The organism is Roseovarius sp. EC-HK134 (assembly GCF_902498815.1).
In the GTDB taxonomy this organism is placed as follows: Bacteria; Pseudomonadota; Alphaproteobacteria; order Rhodobacterales; family Rhodobacteraceae; genus Roseovarius; species Roseovarius mucosus_A.
Genome location: NZ_LR701544.1, coordinates 1,415,550 through 1,430,628 on the forward strand (window position 1 = coordinate 1,415,550; position 15,079 = coordinate 1,430,628).

The following is a 15,079-nucleotide window of genomic DNA, read 5'->3' on the forward strand; positions in this document are numbered from 1 at the left end:
GATCAGACCGGCGGGCCGGTGCGGGGCTGTGGCCTGTTGCGCAAGCGCCGGTTATGCGCCAGCGCCCATAGGTTTGACGCAAAGAGCGCGCCAATCACCACAACACCCCCGAGGATGGCCCAAGGCCCCGGGTCTTCGCCGATCACCGCCCAGACGAGAAGCGGTGCCAAGACGGATTCGAGCAGGATGAGCAGCGCCACCTCTGCCGAGGCCAGATAGCGCGGGCCCAGCGTGAGCAGGCAGGTTGAGACGCTGATAAACGCCCCATGTGCCAGAATAAGGGGCCAGTTGGCGTGCCAGACGGTCATGGGCTGTGCCGCAGGCCAGATCGCGAGCGACGCCCCGAGAAAGGCCAGCGGAATAGCCGGGATCATCGACACCGCGCGCAACTGCCGCGCCGTGGTCATCGCCCCGGCAAAGCTGGCCGACACGCCAAGCGCGATCAGATCGCCATGCCAATGCGCGCCATGCGTCTCGCCCGAGCCCCAAGCGATCACGCCAAGCCCCGCAAACACCCCTGCCATGGTCAATACCATGCGTTTGCTGATGGACTCGCCCAGAAAAATCCGGCTGAAAATCGCAGCAAAGACCGGCATGGAGGCAAGGATAAAGACCACATTGGCGACGCTGGTCAGGCTTACGGCAAAGACAAAGCCGGGGGCGGTAATGGCAATCAGAAAGGTATAAAGCAATCCATGCTTGCCGGTTTTCGCAACCTCGCGGATGCCCCGAAACCCTTGAAACAGCAGCACGCCCGTCAGGATGACGGACCCCGCCGTGATGCCACGCCAAAAGGCGATGCTGGCGGCGTCGCCGTCGATCAGCCGCACAAAGAGCGAATCCGGCACGACGAACAGCACGCCGAGCGCGGTGATGATCAGACCTTTGAGATGCGTATTCATTGGGCAATCTCTGGGGGGAATGTCGGGCAAAGTAAACCCCGTCTTGGCTCTCGCCAAAGCGCGCGGGCGCGGTCTATGCTGCGCCGGACAGCCAGAGGAGTGCCGCGATGCCCGCCCCCGAAAACCGTTTCAAATCCGCCCTGATGCGCGGTGAGCGTCTGATTGGATGCTGGGCTGGTTTTGCCGATCCTTACGCGACAGAGGTTCTGGCGAGTGCCGGGTTTGACTGGCTGGTGATCGACGGGGAACATGCGCCCAACGATTTACGCTCTATCTCGGCGCAACTGGCGATGATGGCGGGGCGGCAAAGCCTGCCGGTGGTGCGCCTGCCGATGGGTGAAGCATGGGCAATCAAGCAGGTGCTTGACGTAGGCGCGCAGAGCCTGATCATTCCGATGGTCGAGAGTGCGGATCAGGCCCGCGCCCTCGTGCGCGCCACCCGCTATCCGCCAGACGGTATCCGCGGATCGGGCGCGGCACTGGCGCGGGCGTCAGATTTCTCTCGGATCAAGGATTACATCCCCACAGCCAACGCCCAGATCTGCCTGATCGTGCAGGTCGAGAGTATGGCCGGTATAGACGCGCTCGGGGATATTCTGGCGGTCGAGGGCGTGGACGGCGTCTTTATCGGCCCCTCTGATCTGGCGGTCGATATGGGGTATGTGGGCGATAGCCACGCGCCTGAGGTGCAAGAGGTCATTCGCGGGGCACTTGCCCAGATCGCTGCCTCACCCAAGGCCGCAGGCATCCTCGCGCTCGATCACGCCACGGCGCAGCGCTATGCCGATTGGGGCGCACAGTTTCTGGCGGTGGGCATTGACGTGGTGATGCTGGCACAGGCGGCACGGGCGACCCTGGCGCGCTGGCGCGATGCGTGAGAGCCTCGTCGCCGATGTCGGGGCAAGCCATACAAGGGTGGCGCTGACAGCAGGCTCGGCGCTCAAACCGGGCAGCGTGCAGCGCTTTGAAAACGCAGCGTTTGCCGGGCTCTTGCCGATCTTGGCGACGTATCTTGCAGAGCACGGCGCGCACCCGCGCGCAATCTGTGCCGGTGTGGCGGGGCCGGTGCGGGCGGGCACGGCGCAACTGACCAATCTCGATTGGTTCATCGACGGGGCCGAGATGGCCCATGCCGCAGGCGCAACCGAGGTGCATCTGATCAATGACCTTCAGGCGCAGGGCTATGCGCTTGATGATCTTGACCCCGCATGGATCATGCCTGTGTTTGCAGGGCATCCTGATCCTAACGGCCCGCGCATGGTGCTGGGTCTGGGCACGGGCAGCAATATCGCGGTGGTGCACCGGGTTGGTGCCGACCTTTTGGTGCCGCCCGCCGAGGCCGGTCATTCCGGTTTGCCGCATCTGGGCGATGCGGCCAACGCGGTGATCGCGGCCTTGGGCGCAGAAGTAGCGCATAAACCCTATGAGGCGCTCTTGTCTGGCTCTGGGCTTGTGCGCCTGCACCGTCTGCGCAGTGGCGTGACCCTTACCGCGCCGGACATCCTGACCGGCGCATCACAGGGGCAGGGAGCATGCGCTGAGACACTCGCTTTGTTTCTGGAAATTCTGGGCGCTGTCATGGGCAATCTGGCACTCACCCATATGGCGACAGGAGGCGTGTTCCTGATCGGCGGACTGGCCCGCGCTATGGCGCCACTGCTCAATAGGCCAGAGTTTCGTCAGGTGTTTGTCGCCAAGGGCCCGTATCGACCCATTATGGAAGCCATGCCGATCCATCTGATCTCCGAGGATACCGCCGCACTCATTGGCTGCGCGCGCTACTTGCGGCAGAGGTTGAAATAATGGGCGTTTGAGTGTATATTTGAATATACATTCAAAGGATCACCCCATGAAGCGCCTGCATACCAATCAGATCTGTACCATCACCGAATTGCGCGAACCGCAAAAGGTGCTCGACGCGGCAGGTGGCAAGCCGGTGGCAATCATGAAGAACTCCAAATGCATCGGGTATCTGGTGCCCGAAGAGGCCACGCTGCAACAAGAGCCGCGTTATGCGACGATGGACGAGGTGATGGCCGCAGTTGAGGCAACGCACGCACAGGCACAGCCCGTGCTCGACTACCTCAAAGACAAATGAGCTTCTTGCTCTTGAGTGTGGAGCAGGTCGAGACACTCCATGATCTTGTTTTGAATCCCGGCGAATTACCCGGCAGGGCGTTGAATAAATCGCTGTCAGGGGCCTTGGCGCGCGTCGATAACCGGCTGGCTTATGGTATGATAGAGGATGTGTTCGATCTTGCCGCTGCCTATGCAGAGGCAATTGCGCAGGGACATTGCTTCAACGATGCCAACAAGCGCACAGCTTATCGGGTGATGATCGTTTGTCTCCGCCTGAATGGCGTGACAATGACACATGACACCGAAGACGTCGGCCAGCGGATCATCCGCCTTGCGCAGCGCCTGGATGATGCCGGGGAAATGGCCGATTGGTTGCGCGCGCAGGCTGGCGCATAGGCCGCAGCCACTTCCCCCGCCGCGCCCGCTCTGCCATACTGTCGCCCAACCCAAAAAACATAAAAGAGCAGTGGCATGAACGATCTTCTCTCGCCCACCCCGAAATCCGATTATGACGCCTCCTCCATTCAGGTGCTCGAGGATATGGAGCATGTCCGGCTGCGCCCCGGCATGTATATCGGCGGCAAGGACGACCGCGCCCTGCATCACATGGTGGCCGAGATCATCGACAACTCGATGGATGAGGCGGTGGCAGGCCACGCCACATGGATCGAGGTGGAATTACACGCCAACGGCCATGTCAGCGTGCGCGACAACGGGCGCGGCATTCCGGTTGATCCACACCCCAAAGACCCCAAGAAATCGGCGCTCGAGATCATCTTTTGCACGCTGAACGCGGGCGGTAAATTTTCAGGCGATAGCTATCAGACGTCCGGTGGCCTGCACGGCGTTGGCTCGTCGGTGGTCAATGCGCTGTCCGATCATCTGCGGGTCGAGGTGGCGCGCAACCGCGAGCTTTACATGATGGAGTTCTCGCGCGGCACTCCACAAGCGCCCCTGGCCAAGATTGGTGCTGCCCCCAACCGACGCGGCACTTCGGTGACATTCCATCCCGATCCAGAGATCTTCGGCTCTCTGACGCTCAAACCGGCGCGGCTCTTCAAGATGGCGCGCTCCAAGGCCTATCTCTTTTCCGGTGTCGAAATCCGCTGGAAAACCGAGATCAGCGATGGCGACACCCCGCAAGAGGCCACGTTCAAATTTCCCGGTGGCCTTGCCGATTATCTTGGCGAGGCCTTGGGCGGTGCCACCACCTATGCCGAGCGTCCCTTTGCCGGCACCGTCGATTTCCGCGACAAATACAACGTTCCGGGCAAGGTGGAATGGGCGATCAACTGGACGCCTGCGCGCGACGGGTTCATTCAATCCTATTGCAACACCGTGCCCACGCCCGAGGGTGGCACGCATGAGGCCGGGTTCTGGGCGGCGATCCTCAAGGGGATCAAGGCCTATGGCGAGTTGTCCAATAACCGCAAGGCCGCGCAGATCACGCGCGAAGACCTGCTCGCGGGTGGTTGTGCGCTCGTGTCCTGCTTTATCCGAGAGCCGGAATTCGTAGGCCAGACCAAGGACCGTCTTGCCACCACCGATGCCGCCCGCATGGTCGAGGGGGCTGTGCGCGACCATTTCGACAACTGGCTGGCGGCCGATACCAAATCGGCAGGCGCTATTCTTGATTTTCTGGTGCTGCGTGCCGAGGAACGGCTGCGGCGGCGTCAGGAGAAGGAAACCCAACGCAAGACCGCAACCAAAAAGCTGCGCCTGCCCGGCAAGCTGGTGGATTGCTCTTCCAGCACCCGCGACGGCACGGAGCTGTTCATCGTCGAGGGCGATAGCGCGGGAGGCTCGGCCAAGATGGCGCGGGATCGCAAGACCCAAGCTCTTTTGCCGCTGCGTGGCAAAATCCTGAATGTGCTGGGCGCGGCCTCGTCCAAATTGGGCAGCAATCAAGAGATCAGCGACCTGACGCAGGCCTTGGGCGTGAGCCTTGGCAGCAAGTTCAATCTTGATGATCTGCGCTATGACAAGATCATCATCATGACCGACGCCGATGTCGATGGCGCGCATATCGCGGCGCTGTTGATGACGTTCTTTTTCACGCAAATGCGCCCGATGATCGACGCGGGCCACCTCTATCTGGCCTGCCCGCCGCTCTACCGGCTGACCCAAGGGTCAAAGCGCGTTTATTGTCTGGACGAGGCCGAGCGCGATCTGTGGCTGGAAAAGGGGCTGGGCGGCAAGGGCAAGATCGACGTCAGCCGCTTCAAGGGTCTGGGCGAGATGGACGCCAAGGATCTGAAGGAAACCACCATGGACCCCGGCTCGCGCAAACTCATCCGCGTGACCATCGACGAGGATGAACCGGGCCAGACCAGCGATCTGGTCGAGCGCCTTATGGGGAAAAAGCCGGAACTGCGGTTCCAGTATATTTCCGAGAATGCGCGGTTCGTGGAGGAGTTGGATGTTTGAGGGGTTTCAAAAGAAACTTGACGTAAAAGAAAATCTTTACAAATGCATACAAGCTTTTGGCTACATCAGACTCCTGTTTTTAAGCGCTTCGATATTTTTGGCTTACAATATGGGCTTTATTTCGCGGATTGATCCGGGTTTGGTCTCACTTTTTGAAGCCAATGAGATTTCTGGAATTACCTTCCAACTGTTCCTTCATATTTCAATCGCAGGCCTGTTTTTCTACACAGCGCCTCTAGCGTTTGGTTTTCTTGGAATTTTAACGTCCCTCATCTTTGCAAAATACCAATGCATCAAGAGGAAAAAGAGATTTCCCAAGAACTATAGAATAAAGAAACTTGAAATTGCATATCAGCAGCTATTCCTTAAAAAACTTCGAGCACAACGCTTTTTAATGTTTACCTTGCGGTTGGTTATTTCTTTATGGATTTTCTTCAAAATTCATATTGGTGGAGGCATCATTTTGATGCTTGGAACCATCCTAATTGTGATCACCATTTCCTTCGTGGTGTTGACTGTCGAAAGTTTTAACGAGCGACCAACTGCATTCAACTTGTTTTCCGCTGCAGCAGTTTCTCTTTTAATGGTTTTTTATATGCTTGGAATATCCCGCTACTCTCATCTTGCCTCTACGGCGTGCGTAACGCTCCTCGTCGACTCGCGGTGGATTGAAGGTTCAATAGTACTGAGTTCTTCAACCAAGTATTTTGTCGTAGAGAAAGGTATGGAGAAGGTTTCAGTTTTTCCCAGTTCCCAAGTTTTGGTGGCCACGGGTAACAGCTTTCACTACCCGAGAAACAACCAAGATGAATTTGCATTTAACCCGACTCGGCTCCCATTCACGCGCAGCACTTGCCAAACAAGGTGAGCAAGTAGGAGGCGTAGAGTGGGTGCAAATTCCATAAACACCATTACTCCCACAAGGGCGGGAATCTTTGGACAATATGGCGCGACAGGCCGCATGAGATCCCCGCTTTCGCGGGGATGACGGAAAAAGGGGGCGAGGAGTCCGCCTGCGCGGGGATGACGGGGGAGGGGGATAGCCCCCAGCCCCCCTTGTCGCCGCCTCTCTGCCCGCTTATCTTGCACTTTGCAGCACCGGCCCCGCGCCGTGCCTGCTGCGCCCGAGGGCTCATCGCCCTGACCCTGTCAGGCCCCTGATCCCCTGAGCACGACCCGGCCCGGCACCCCGCCTGACCGGGATCAGTCAGGAGACGATCCCATGTCCAAAGGAAAAAGCCAGAGCAACCGTGAGGCCAAGAAACCCAAGAAGGAAAAGCCCAAGGTTCTTGCCACCGCGAATTCCAACAGTGGCAAGAACGCCACCGTGATCGCAGGCAAAGCGGTCAAGTAAACGCTGGGTCGACAGCCGCGCAATCGGCGCGGATGTGACCTGCCCCTCAGGCCGAGCGCAGGCCGGTTTCCACCAGAAGCCCTTTGCGCTTGGCCTCGTAATAATACCCCCGCGCATACCACATGATCGCCGCATCAGGATTGCCATCTGCCACGATATAGGCCCCGCGCAAGTATTTGACCCCGTATTTCAAATTGGTCTCGGCATCCAGCAACTCGGAGGCAGGCCCCCGATGCCCCATGCCGCGCGCCGTCTGGGGCAGGATTTGCAGCAGGCCATAATAGGGCCCGTTGCGCGCACCGGGGCGATGCGTGCTCTCTCGGATCGCCAGACGATGCACAAGGCTGCGTGGCACCTCGTAATGATCGGCATATTTGTTGATCAGACTACGCAACTCGGGCGTTTCATTGGGATAGAGGGGCGGATCAAAAGGGGCGTTGCGGCTGGACACTTCCGGCTCTGGCCGCGCACAGGCGGCTAGCGGGGCAACCGCGATGAAACCCAGAACAAGACGGCGACTGATCAAAGACATGGCGGCTCCTGAAAAACACTGGGTGCAAGATGCCTGTATCCGTCTTTTCGCGCCAGAGGGCTTGTATGCGGCAGGCGAAACCCCGCCGCCTTGCCAATCCCTGCCGCCCGCGCCATGTAAGGGCGATGACACAAACGCTTCTTTCCTTTGGCCACGGCTTTTCCGCCCGCGCCCTTACCGCTCGCCTGTTGCCGCAGGGCTGGCAGATCATTGGCACCACCCGCAGCGCTGACAAGGCCGAGGTTTTGCGCCGCGAGGGGGTGACGCCCGCGCTTTGGCCGGAGGATGATTTGCGGTCTGCTTTGGCATCGGCCACGCATCTGTTGATTTCTGCCGCACCCGATGCGGCGGGCGATCCGGTGTTGGCGCGATATCGCGATGCGATTGCCGAGGCCGCGCCCCGGCTGGCCTGGGTTGGCTATCTGTCGACCACCGGAGTTTACGGCGATCATGCAGGCGGTTGGGTAGATGAGGCAACGCCGCTTACCCCCTCGACCAGACGCGGCCAGATGCGGGTTGACGCCGAGGCGGACTGGCAGGCGATCCCCGGTTTGCCGCTGCACATCTTTCGCCTTGCGGGGATTTATGGCCCCGGTCGCGGACCGTTCGAGAAAGTGCGCCAAGGCACAGCGCGGCGGATTGTAAAGCCGGGGCAAGTGTTTAGCCGCATCCATGTAGAGGATATCGCGCAGGTGCTGGAAGCGTCGATCAAGCGCCCCAATCCGGGCGCGGTCTATAACCTCTGCGATGATGATCCGGCCCCGCCGCAAGACGTGATTGGCCATGCCGCAGACTTGTTGGGCCTGCCACTGCCCGAAGAGGTGGCCTTTGACGAGGCCGAGATGACACCAATGGCGCGGTCATTCTATGCGGAGTCAAAGCGGGTTTCGAACCGACGGATTAAAGAGGAGTTGGGGATAAAGCTGATTTATCCTGACTACCGATCTGGGTTGCGCGCGCTTTTAGCCGCCGGGGATTAAGAAGGGGGCGCTGCCCCCGTCCCGGACGTTGTCCGGGACTCCCCCGAGGTATTTTGGGCCAGATGAAGCCGGGGTCAGCCTTTGGATACAATCTTGTTGGCATGGCCCATCTTGCGCCCCGGCTTGACCTCTGCCTTGCCGTAGAGATGCAGTGAGACGCCGGATGCCCGCGCCAAGGCCGGCACGCGGTCCATGTCATCGCCGATCAGGTTTTCCATCACCACATCGGCATAGCGGGTGCCATCGCCCAAAGGCCAGCCAGCCACCGCGCGGATATGTTGCTCGAACTGGTCGATGGCGCAGCCTGCCTGCGTCCAGTGGCCGGAATTATGCACACGTGGCGCGATTTCATTGACGATGAGGCCCTTGGGCGTCACGAAAAGCTCGACCCCCATCACCCCTACATATTTGAGACTGTTGAGGATTTTGGCCGCCAAAAGCACCGCGTCGGTGCGCTGTGCCGCTGTCAGGCGTGCGGGCACGGTGGTGGTGCGCAGGATGCCACCCTCATGCACATTCTCGCCGGGATCGTAACAGGCGACATCGCCTGCCTGATTACGTGCGGCGATGACCGAGACTTCGTGGGAGAATTCGACAAAGCCTTCGTAGATCGCGGGTTGCCCGGCCATGTCAGCCAGCGCTTGTTCGGCATCGGTAGGGGACATGATCCGCGCCTGCCCTTTGCCGTCATACCCAAAGCGACGGGTCTTGAGGATCGCAGGTATGCCGATTTCGGCAATCGCTTCGGCCATGTCCTCGGGATCATCCACGGCAGCAAAAGGGGCGGTCATCAGCCCCAGATCGCTCAGAAACGATTTTTCCAGCAGGCGGTCCTGACTGACCTTGAGGGCGCGGCGGTCTGGGCGCACTGGGCGCGCACGCTCTAGCACATCGAGGGCTGCGGTGGGGATGTTCTCGAATTCATAGGTGATCACATCGACAATTCCGGCAAAGCGGCGCAGCGCGTCTTCGTCTGTGTAGTCGGCCTGAATATGCTGATGCGCCACATGGCTGGCTGGGCAATCGCCACCCGGCTCAAAGATCACGGTCTTGAACCCCAACCGCGAGGCTGCAACCGAGAGCATGCGGCCCAATTGCCCGCCGCCGAGGATTCCGATCGTGGCACCCGTGGGAAGCATCTCACTCATCGCTGGGCTCATCCGGGATAGAGGCCGAAAGCGCCGCGCGCCAATCGTCCAGGCGCTGTGCAAGCGCGGCGTCAGAAATGGCAAGGATTGCCGCTGCCATCAGCCCGGCATTGGCCGCCCCCGCAGCCCCAATCGCCATCGTAGCCACCGGGAACCCCTTTGGCATCTGCACAATGGAGTAGAGGCTGTCGACGCCTGACAATGCCCGCGTCTGCACCGGCACGCCGATCACCGGCACGCGCGTCTTGGACGCCATCATCCCCGGTAGATGTGCCGCGCCGCCGGCCCCGGCGATGATCACCTGCAAGCCGCGCGCGACCGCCGATTTGCCGTAGTCCCAAAGCCGATCTGGCGTGCGATGTGCCGAGACGATGCGCGCCTCATAGGCCACGCCCAATTCATCCAGAATCTGCGCCGCTTCGCGCATGGTGGGCCAGTCGGATTGACTGCCCATGATGATGCCGATCTTTACGCCTGCCATGTAACGCCCCTCGTATCGAAGCGCGCACTATACTGATCACGTAGGCCTACGCAATGATGTCCGGGTAAAGCCGATCCTCGATCCTTGCGATCATGTCGCGCAGCCAGAGTTTTTTCTTCTTGAGCCGCTGGATCATCAACTGATCCGCCGTGCCCTTGTCTTGCAGCGCGCGAATGGCCTCATCCAAATCGCGATGCTCGCGACGGAATTCCTCCAACTCGACGCGCAACACATCCTCGGATTTCATCGACAGGTCGCTGAAGGCATTCATGGCATGCGATTCCTCTGGGCTCTTGAGCGTTTAGGATAGCGAATCGGAACCCGTTCGCAAAGCCCTTGCACGCCTGTGGACCAGCCCCCATATTCCTATCCATGGCCGCCGAAACGGGGCCAGCAAGATGGACGGTCGCTTAAGCTCAAGGACGTGTCGATGACAAAGCTTACTCTGGGGTCGCACCCCTATATGCTGGGGTTTGAACAGCTGGAGCGCATGCTGGAACGCAGCGCGAAATCTGGAAACGAGGGCTATCCGCCCTTCAACATCGAACAGACCTCGCAGAATTCCTATCGTATCACGCTGGCTGTGGCTGGCTTTGCCGAGGATAATCTGGCGATCACTGTCGAGGATCGGCAATTGGTAATCCGCGGCCGTCAGAGCGATGAGGCCGAAGACCGGCTCTATCTGCATCGCGGCATCGCGGCGCGTCAATTTCAACGCTCTTTCGTGCTGGCAGACGGGGTCGAGGTGGGTGAGGCGATCATGGAAAACGGTCTTTTGCATGTCGATCTGACACGGGCACAGCCCGAACCGGTGGTGCAGAGAATCAAGATCAACAAGGGGTAAGCGATCATGGATACGCGATATGATTTCGGACAGGATACAGATCGCCCCATCGTCTATGTGCGCGCGGTCAAAGTGGGTGATCTTCCCGCCGACATGCGCGAACAGGTGGGGGATTTGACCACGCTTTACGCGGTGCACACCGCCGAGGGTGAGCGTCTGGCATTGGTGCGCGACCGCAAGTTGGCGTTTTTGCTTGCGCGTCAGAACAATATGGAGCCGGTGACGGTGCATTGATGCCCAGTGCTTAGCCGGTCAGATGGCAAAAGGGCCGCCCCGCAGGGGGACGGCCCTTTTTCGTTAAGTTAGCTGCGTTTAGCCGGCGATTAGGCCAAGGCTTTCGAGCTTGAGAATCACTTGATGCGCGCAGTTGTCGACATCGACATTCTCGGTCTCGACGCGCAATTCAGGGTTCTCGGGAACATCATACGGATCGGAGATCCCCGTAAATTCCTTGATCTTGCCTTCGCGGGCCAGCTTGTAGAGGCCCTTGCGGTCACGGCGTTCGCATTCCTCAAGGCTGGTCGAGACATGCACCTCGATAAAGGCGCCGAACTGCTCGACATCCTCGCGCACCGCGCGGCGTGTCGTGGCATAGGGGGCGATAGGCGCACAGATGGCGATGCCGCCGTTCTTGGTGATTTCAGAGGCCACATACCCGATGCGGCGAATGTTGAGATCCCGGTGTTCCTTGGAAAAGCCCAGCTCGGAGCTCAGGTTCTTGCGCACGATATCGCCGTCGAGCAGGGTTACGGGACGCCCGCCCATCTCCATCAGCTTGACCATCAGAGCGTTGGCAATGGTGGATTTGCCCGATCCTGAGAAGCCAGTGAAAAACACGGTAAAGCCCTGCTTGGACCGTGGCGGACGTGTGCGGCGCAATTCGCGCACCACTTCGGGGAACGAAAACCACTCGGGGATTTCCAGGCCTTCGGCCAAACGGCGGCGGAGTTCGGTGCCGGAAATATCAAGCACTGTTGCGCCTTCCGGCACTTCGGAAATCGGGTAATACTGGGCCTTCTCCTGCACATAGACCATATGTTTGAAATCGACCATCTCGATACCGATTTCATCCTGATGCTGCTTGAACAACTCTTGCGCATCATAGGGGCCATAGAAATCCTGACCCTGACTGTTCTTGCCCGGGCCAGCGTGATCGCGACCCACGATGAAATGCGTGCAGCCGTGGTTTTTGCGGATCAGGCCGTGCCAGACCGCCTCGCGCGGGCCTGCCATCCGCATTGCCAGATTGAGCAGGCTCATCGTGGTGGTCGCGCTTGGGTATTTGTCGAGCACCGCCTCATAGCAGCGCACGCGGGTGAAGTGATCCACGTCGCCCGGTTTGGTCATGCCGACGACAGGGTGAATGAGCAGGTTCGCCTGCGCTTCTTTGGCGGCGCGGAATGTCAGTTCCTGATGCGCGCGGTGCAGCGGGTTGCGGGTTTGAAAGGCCACGACGCGGCGCCAGCCAAGTTTGCGGAAGAGGGCGCGCAATTCGTTGGGGGTATCGCGGCGGCCCCGAAAATCATAATGCACCGGCTGTTGAATGCCGGTCACAGGCCCGCCCAGATAGATTTTGCCAGCCGTGTGATGCAGATAGTTCACCGCCGGATGTGCCAGATCATCCGCGCCGAACACATGCTCGGCCTCGCGCGCCTTGTTGGGGGTCCAGCGGTCGGTGACAGTCATGGTTGCCAGGATCACACCCTCTTGGTCGCGCAGAGCGATGTCCTGACCGATTTCCAGACCGTCAGCGAATTTTTCGTTCACATCCAGCGTGATCGGCATCGGCCAGAGTGTGCCGTCGGCCAGACGCATGTGTTCGACAACACCGTCGTAATCGGCCTCGCTCAGAAATCCCTTGAGCGGGTTGAAGCCGCCGTTCATCAAGAGTTCAAGGTCGCAGATCTGGCGCGGGCTGAGATCCCAGCTGGTGAGGCTCGCGGCCTCGACTTTGAGCTTTTGCGCACTCTCGTAAGAGACATAAAGTTCGGGCACGGGGGCGAGATTAGGCAATTGCATCGGAATCCTCGGATAATGACGTTTTAAGAGGTGTTGCAAAGGCAACGTATTGCGGCGCGGCTTAGACCCGTAAGAGGTCTGAAATCAAGGCATAGCCGCATTGCGCGCGCATTTGAGGCTAAAATGATGCGAAAAGACACTGAGAGCGAACATCTGGATTTCTAACGCCTGATCCGGCGAACGTCTCGGGCAATTGCATGGGATATTGAGGCAGATCAATCCGCTCTGGCATTGGCTAGATTAGAATCGTTTCAAACGCGCGACTCATCGAAGCTAAAGGAGCAATTCCGTGACCCCTCCTCTCAAACTTATCCTCGGCACCTTGTCTGCCTTGGCCTTGGCGCAAGGCGCTGCGGCGTCTGATCTGCGCGAGCGCGCGCAAGAGCTTTTTGCGCCGTTGCCGTCGACCATCCCGGCGTTGAATGACAACGTGATCACAGAGGACAAGATCGACCTTGGCAAGGCGCTCTTTTTTGATCCGCGCATGTCAGCCTCGGGTGTTTTCTCGTGCAACTCCTGCCACAACCTCGCCACGGGCGGCGATGACAATATGGAGACCTCCATTGGGCATGCCTGGCAAAAAGGGCCGCGTAATTCGCCCACCGTTCTGAATGCCGTGTTCAACGAGGCGCAATTCTGGGATGGCCGTGCGGCGGACCTTGCCGAGCAGGCCAAAGGCCCGGTTCAGGCAGGTGTCGAGATGGCCAATACCCCGGAAAACGTCGTAGCAACACTGATGTCGATGCCGCAGTATATTGATTGGTTCACCGCCTCTTTCCCTGAGGAGGAGAACCCTGTCAGTTTCGATAATTTCGCCAAGGCGATTGAAGCCTATGAAGCAACGCTGATCACGCCCTCGCCCTTTGATGCCTTTCTCAATGGGGACGACGCGGCATTGAGTGACGGCCAAAAGGCGGGGCTTCAGTTGTTTATCGACAAGGGCTGTTCGTCTTGCCACAACGGCATCAACCTTGGTGGCAATGGCTATTATCCCTTTGGTCTGATCGAGAAACCCGGTGCCGACGTGCTGCCGCCTGACGACCGTGGCCGCTTTGCCGTGACCGAAACGGCTGATGATTCCTATGTGTTCCGTGCCGCGCCCCTGCGCAATATCGACCAAACCGCGCCCTATTTCCACTCGGGCAAGGTCTGGGATCTCAAGGTCGCGGTTCAGATCATGGGGACGTCTCAATTGGGGGAAGAAATCAACGATGCTGAGGCTGATCAGATCGTGGCCTTCCTCGGGGCGCTGACCGGCAAGATGCCAGAAGTGACCTATCCGGTCCTGCCCGCCGAGACCCTTCTGACCCCGCGTCCCACGGGAGAAGTGCAATAAAAATGGCGGGCGGGGGGTGTTTTGCCCCCCGCCGCGCGCCGAGTATGGGCTAGTTGATCAATCCTGCGTGGCGCATGCCGTCTTCGACCAGCGCCTTGGTCGGATCGCTAAGGCCCACCAACGGCGAACGCACCTCTTCGCTGCAAAGCCCTAGCCGCGACATGGCGTATTTGACGCCCACCAGCCCCGGTTCGACAAAGATCGCGCGATGCAGCGGCATCAGACGGTCCTGCAATTCCAGCGCTTTAGCATAGTCGCCCGCCAGCGTCGCCTCTTGGACCTGCGCCACCAGCTTGGGCGCGACATTGGCGGTGACGGAAATCACGCCAACCCCGCCCTGCGCGTTGAACCCATGGGCGGTCGCATCTTCGCCGGAAATCTGGATGAAATCCTTGCCACAGGATATGCGCTGGGCGCAGACCCGCGCCAGATCGCCTGTTGCGTCCTTGACCCCCACAATGCGTGGCAATTGCGCCAGCTTGCCCATGGTGTCAGGGGTCATGTCCACGACGGACCGACCCGGAATATTGTAGATGATGATTGGCAGATCGCAGCAATCATGCAGCGCTGTAAAATGCGCAATCAACCCGGCTTGCGTTGGCTTGTTGTAATAGGGGGTCACGACCAGCGCGGCATTCGCCCCGACCTTGTGGGCGTGCTGCATCAACCGGATGCCTTCAAGCGTGTTGTTGCTGCCAGCGCCCGCAATAACCGGAATACGGCCCGCTGCGGCGCGCACCACCTCTTCGACGACCATCTCATGTTCCTGATGGGTCAATGTCGGGCTTTCGCCGGTGGTGCCTACGGGCACAAGCCCATGGCTACCCTCACCGATGTGCCACTCCACCAGTTTTTTGAGCGTTTCCACATCCACTGCGCCGTTCTTGAACGGCGTGACCAGGGCAGGAAAAGATCCTCTGAACATGACACGCTCCTCTTGCTGACTTTGTGGGCAGGACCCGCTAGTATTCCGGGCC

The 15,079-nt window shown here is 59.5% G+C and carries 18 protein-coding genes; 11 read left to right on the forward strand and 7 right to left on the reverse strand.

Features of this window, described 5'->3' with window-relative positions:
* Positions 1-2: 2 nt before the first annotated feature.
* A complete protein-coding gene (locus GC127_RS10775) occupies positions 3-902 on the reverse strand; it encodes a DMT family transporter (RefSeq protein WP_008281421.1) in 900 nt (299 codons plus the stop codon).
* 107 nt (positions 903-1,009) lie between these two features.
* Between GC127_RS10775 and GC127_RS10780 the strand changes: the two genes are divergently transcribed.
* From GC127_RS10780 to GC127_RS23245, 7 genes are all read left to right on the forward strand, one after another.
* Complete coding sequence (locus tag GC127_RS10780; protein WP_151978027.1) at positions 1,010-1,780, forward strand: aldolase/citrate lyase family protein; 771 nt, start codon at positions 1,010-1,012, stop codon at positions 1,778-1,780.
* Positions 1,773-2,705, forward strand: a complete 933-nt coding sequence (locus tag GC127_RS10785) for a glucokinase (protein ID WP_151978029.1) — start codon at positions 1,773-1,775, stop codon at positions 2,703-2,705. Before GC127_RS10780 ends, GC127_RS10785 begins: the two co-directional genes overlap by 8 nt.
* Positions 2,706-2,751: 46 nt before the next feature.
* Positions 2,752-3,000: a hypothetical protein gene (locus GC127_RS10790; protein WP_008281424.1), complete on the forward strand. Its 249-nt coding sequence runs from the start codon at positions 2,752-2,754 to the stop codon at positions 2,998-3,000.
* Positions 2,997-3,377: a type II toxin-antitoxin system death-on-curing family toxin gene (locus GC127_RS10795; protein WP_151978031.1), complete on the forward strand. Its 381-nt coding sequence runs from the start codon at positions 2,997-2,999 to the stop codon at positions 3,375-3,377. The genes GC127_RS10790 and GC127_RS10795 overlap by 4 nt, the downstream gene beginning before the upstream one ends.
* Positions 3,378-3,452: 75 nt before the next feature.
* Positions 3,453-5,408, forward strand: coding sequence for a DNA topoisomerase IV subunit B (gene parE / locus GC127_RS10800; protein WP_151978033.1), 1,956 nt, complete (start codon positions 3,453-3,455; stop codon positions 5,406-5,408).
* Entirely contained in the window at positions 5,401-6,276 is an 876-nt protein-coding gene (locus tag GC127_RS10805; protein WP_151978035.1) for a hypothetical protein, read from the forward strand. Before parE ends, GC127_RS10805 begins: the two co-directional genes overlap by 8 nt.
* Positions 6,277-6,630: 354 nt before the next feature.
* Positions 6,631-6,762: a hypothetical protein gene (locus GC127_RS23245; RefSeq protein WP_008281428.1), complete on the forward strand. Its 132-nt coding sequence runs from the start codon at positions 6,631-6,633 to the stop codon at positions 6,760-6,762.
* A gap of 46 nt (positions 6,763-6,808) precedes the next feature.
* Here GC127_RS23245 and GC127_RS10810 read toward each other — a convergent pair whose 3' ends face one another.
* Entirely contained in the window at positions 6,809-7,294 is a 486-nt protein-coding gene (locus tag GC127_RS10810) for a lytic transglycosylase domain-containing protein (RefSeq protein ID WP_008281429.1), read from the reverse strand.
* Between the two features lie 125 nt (positions 7,295-7,419).
* Between GC127_RS10810 and GC127_RS10815 the strand changes: the two genes are divergently transcribed.
* Entirely contained in the window at positions 7,420-8,274 is an 855-nt protein-coding gene (locus GC127_RS10815; protein WP_151978037.1) for an SDR family oxidoreductase, read from the forward strand.
* 74 nt (positions 8,275-8,348) lie between these two features.
* Here GC127_RS10815 and GC127_RS10820 read toward each other — a convergent pair whose 3' ends face one another.
* From GC127_RS10820 to GC127_RS10830, 3 genes are read right to left on the reverse strand one after another with little or no spacing between them, the layout of a single operon-like run.
* Entirely contained in the window at positions 8,349-9,422 is a 1,074-nt protein-coding gene (locus GC127_RS10820) for a 5-(carboxyamino)imidazole ribonucleotide synthase (RefSeq protein WP_081507061.1), read from the reverse strand.
* The gene (gene purE, locus GC127_RS10825; protein ID WP_008281432.1) at positions 9,415-9,903 is read right to left on the reverse strand and encodes a 5-(carboxyamino)imidazole ribonucleotide mutase; all 489 of its coding nucleotides are present in this window, start codon (positions 9,901-9,903) and stop codon (positions 9,415-9,417) included. Before purE ends, GC127_RS10820 begins: the two co-directional genes overlap by 8 nt.
* Before the next feature lie 46 nt (positions 9,904-9,949).
* Positions 9,950-10,174, reverse strand: a complete 225-nt coding sequence (locus tag GC127_RS10830) for a YdcH family protein (RefSeq protein WP_008281433.1) — start codon at positions 10,172-10,174, stop codon at positions 9,950-9,952.
* 159 nt (positions 10,175-10,333) lie between these two features.
* Between GC127_RS10830 and GC127_RS10835 the strand changes: the two genes are divergently transcribed.
* Both GC127_RS10835 and GC127_RS10840 read left to right on the forward strand, forming a co-directional pair.
* Complete coding sequence (locus GC127_RS10835; RefSeq protein ID WP_037297884.1) at positions 10,334-10,747, forward strand: Hsp20 family protein; 414 nt, start codon at positions 10,334-10,336, stop codon at positions 10,745-10,747.
* 6 nt (positions 10,748-10,753) lie between these two features.
* Complete coding sequence (locus GC127_RS10840; RefSeq protein WP_008281435.1) at positions 10,754-10,981, forward strand: DUF1150 family protein; 228 nt, start codon at positions 10,754-10,756, stop codon at positions 10,979-10,981.
* A 78-nt stretch (positions 10,982-11,059) separates the two neighbouring features.
* Here the strand turns inward: GC127_RS10840 and GC127_RS10845 are convergent, their stop codons facing one another.
* On the reverse strand, positions 11,060-12,766 hold the full coding sequence (locus GC127_RS10845; RefSeq protein ID WP_008281436.1) for a bifunctional sulfate adenylyltransferase/adenylylsulfate kinase: 1,707 nt from the start codon (positions 12,764-12,766) through the stop codon (positions 11,060-11,062).
* A gap of 289 nt (positions 12,767-13,055) precedes the next feature.
* Here GC127_RS10845 and GC127_RS10850 point away from each other — a divergent pair, with 289 nt between their 5' ends.
* Entirely contained in the window at positions 13,056-14,102 is a 1,047-nt protein-coding gene (locus GC127_RS10850) for a cytochrome-c peroxidase (protein ID WP_037297886.1), read from the forward strand.
* Positions 14,103-14,151: 49 nt separating this feature from the next.
* Here the strand turns inward: GC127_RS10850 and dapA are convergent, their stop codons facing one another.
* On the reverse strand, positions 14,152-15,027 hold the full coding sequence (gene dapA / locus GC127_RS10855) for a 4-hydroxy-tetrahydrodipicolinate synthase (RefSeq protein WP_037297888.1): 876 nt from the start codon (positions 15,025-15,027) through the stop codon (positions 14,152-14,154).
* Positions 15,028-15,079: the final 52 nt, after the last annotated feature.

Bases quoted from the DNA above. Each gene is read 5' to 3' on its own strand.
- GC127_RS10775 (WP_008281421.1), bottom strand. From the start codon at position 902: ATGAATACGCATCTCAAAGGTCTGATCATCACCGCGCTCGGCGTGCTG.
- GC127_RS10780 (WP_151978027.1), top strand. From the start codon at position 1,010: ATGCCCGCCCCCGAAAACCGTTTCAAATCCGCCCTGATGCGCGGTGAG.
- GC127_RS10785 (WP_151978029.1), top strand. From the start codon at position 1,773: ATGCGTGAGAGCCTCGTCGCCGATGTCGGGGCAAGCCATACAAGGGTG.
- GC127_RS10790 (WP_008281424.1), top strand. From the start codon at position 2,752: ATGAAGCGCCTGCATACCAATCAGATCTGTACCATCACCGAATTGCGC.
- GC127_RS10795 (WP_151978031.1), top strand. From the start codon at position 2,997: ATGAGCTTCTTGCTCTTGAGTGTGGAGCAGGTCGAGACACTCCATGAT.
- parE (WP_151978033.1), top strand. From the start codon at position 3,453: ATGAACGATCTTCTCTCGCCCACCCCGAAATCCGATTATGACGCCTCC.
- GC127_RS10805 (WP_151978035.1), top strand. From the start codon at position 5,401: ATGTTTGAGGGGTTTCAAAAGAAACTTGACGTAAAAGAAAATCTTTAC.
- GC127_RS23245 (WP_008281428.1), top strand. From the start codon at position 6,631: ATGTCCAAAGGAAAAAGCCAGAGCAACCGTGAGGCCAAGAAACCCAAG.
- GC127_RS10810 (WP_008281429.1), bottom strand. From the start codon at position 7,294: ATGTCTTTGATCAGTCGCCGTCTTGTTCTGGGTTTCATCGCGGTTGCC.
- GC127_RS10815 (WP_151978037.1), top strand. From the start codon at position 7,420: ATGACACAAACGCTTCTTTCCTTTGGCCACGGCTTTTCCGCCCGCGCC.
- GC127_RS10820 (WP_081507061.1), bottom strand. From the start codon at position 9,422: ATGAGTGAGATGCTTCCCACGGGTGCCACGATCGGAATCCTCGGCGGC.
- purE (WP_008281432.1), bottom strand. From the start codon at position 9,903: ATGGCAGGCGTAAAGATCGGCATCATCATGGGCAGTCAATCCGACTGG.
- GC127_RS10830 (WP_008281433.1), bottom strand. From the start codon at position 10,174: ATGAATGCCTTCAGCGACCTGTCGATGAAATCCGAGGATGTGTTGCGC.
- GC127_RS10835 (WP_037297884.1), top strand. From the start codon at position 10,334: ATGACAAAGCTTACTCTGGGGTCGCACCCCTATATGCTGGGGTTTGAA.
- GC127_RS10840 (WP_008281435.1), top strand. From the start codon at position 10,754: ATGGATACGCGATATGATTTCGGACAGGATACAGATCGCCCCATCGTC.
- GC127_RS10845 (WP_008281436.1), bottom strand. From the start codon at position 12,766: ATGCAATTGCCTAATCTCGCCCCCGTGCCCGAACTTTATGTCTCTTAC.
- dapA (WP_037297888.1), bottom strand. From the start codon at position 15,027: ATGTTCAGAGGATCTTTTCCTGCCCTGGTCACGCCGTTCAAGAACGGC.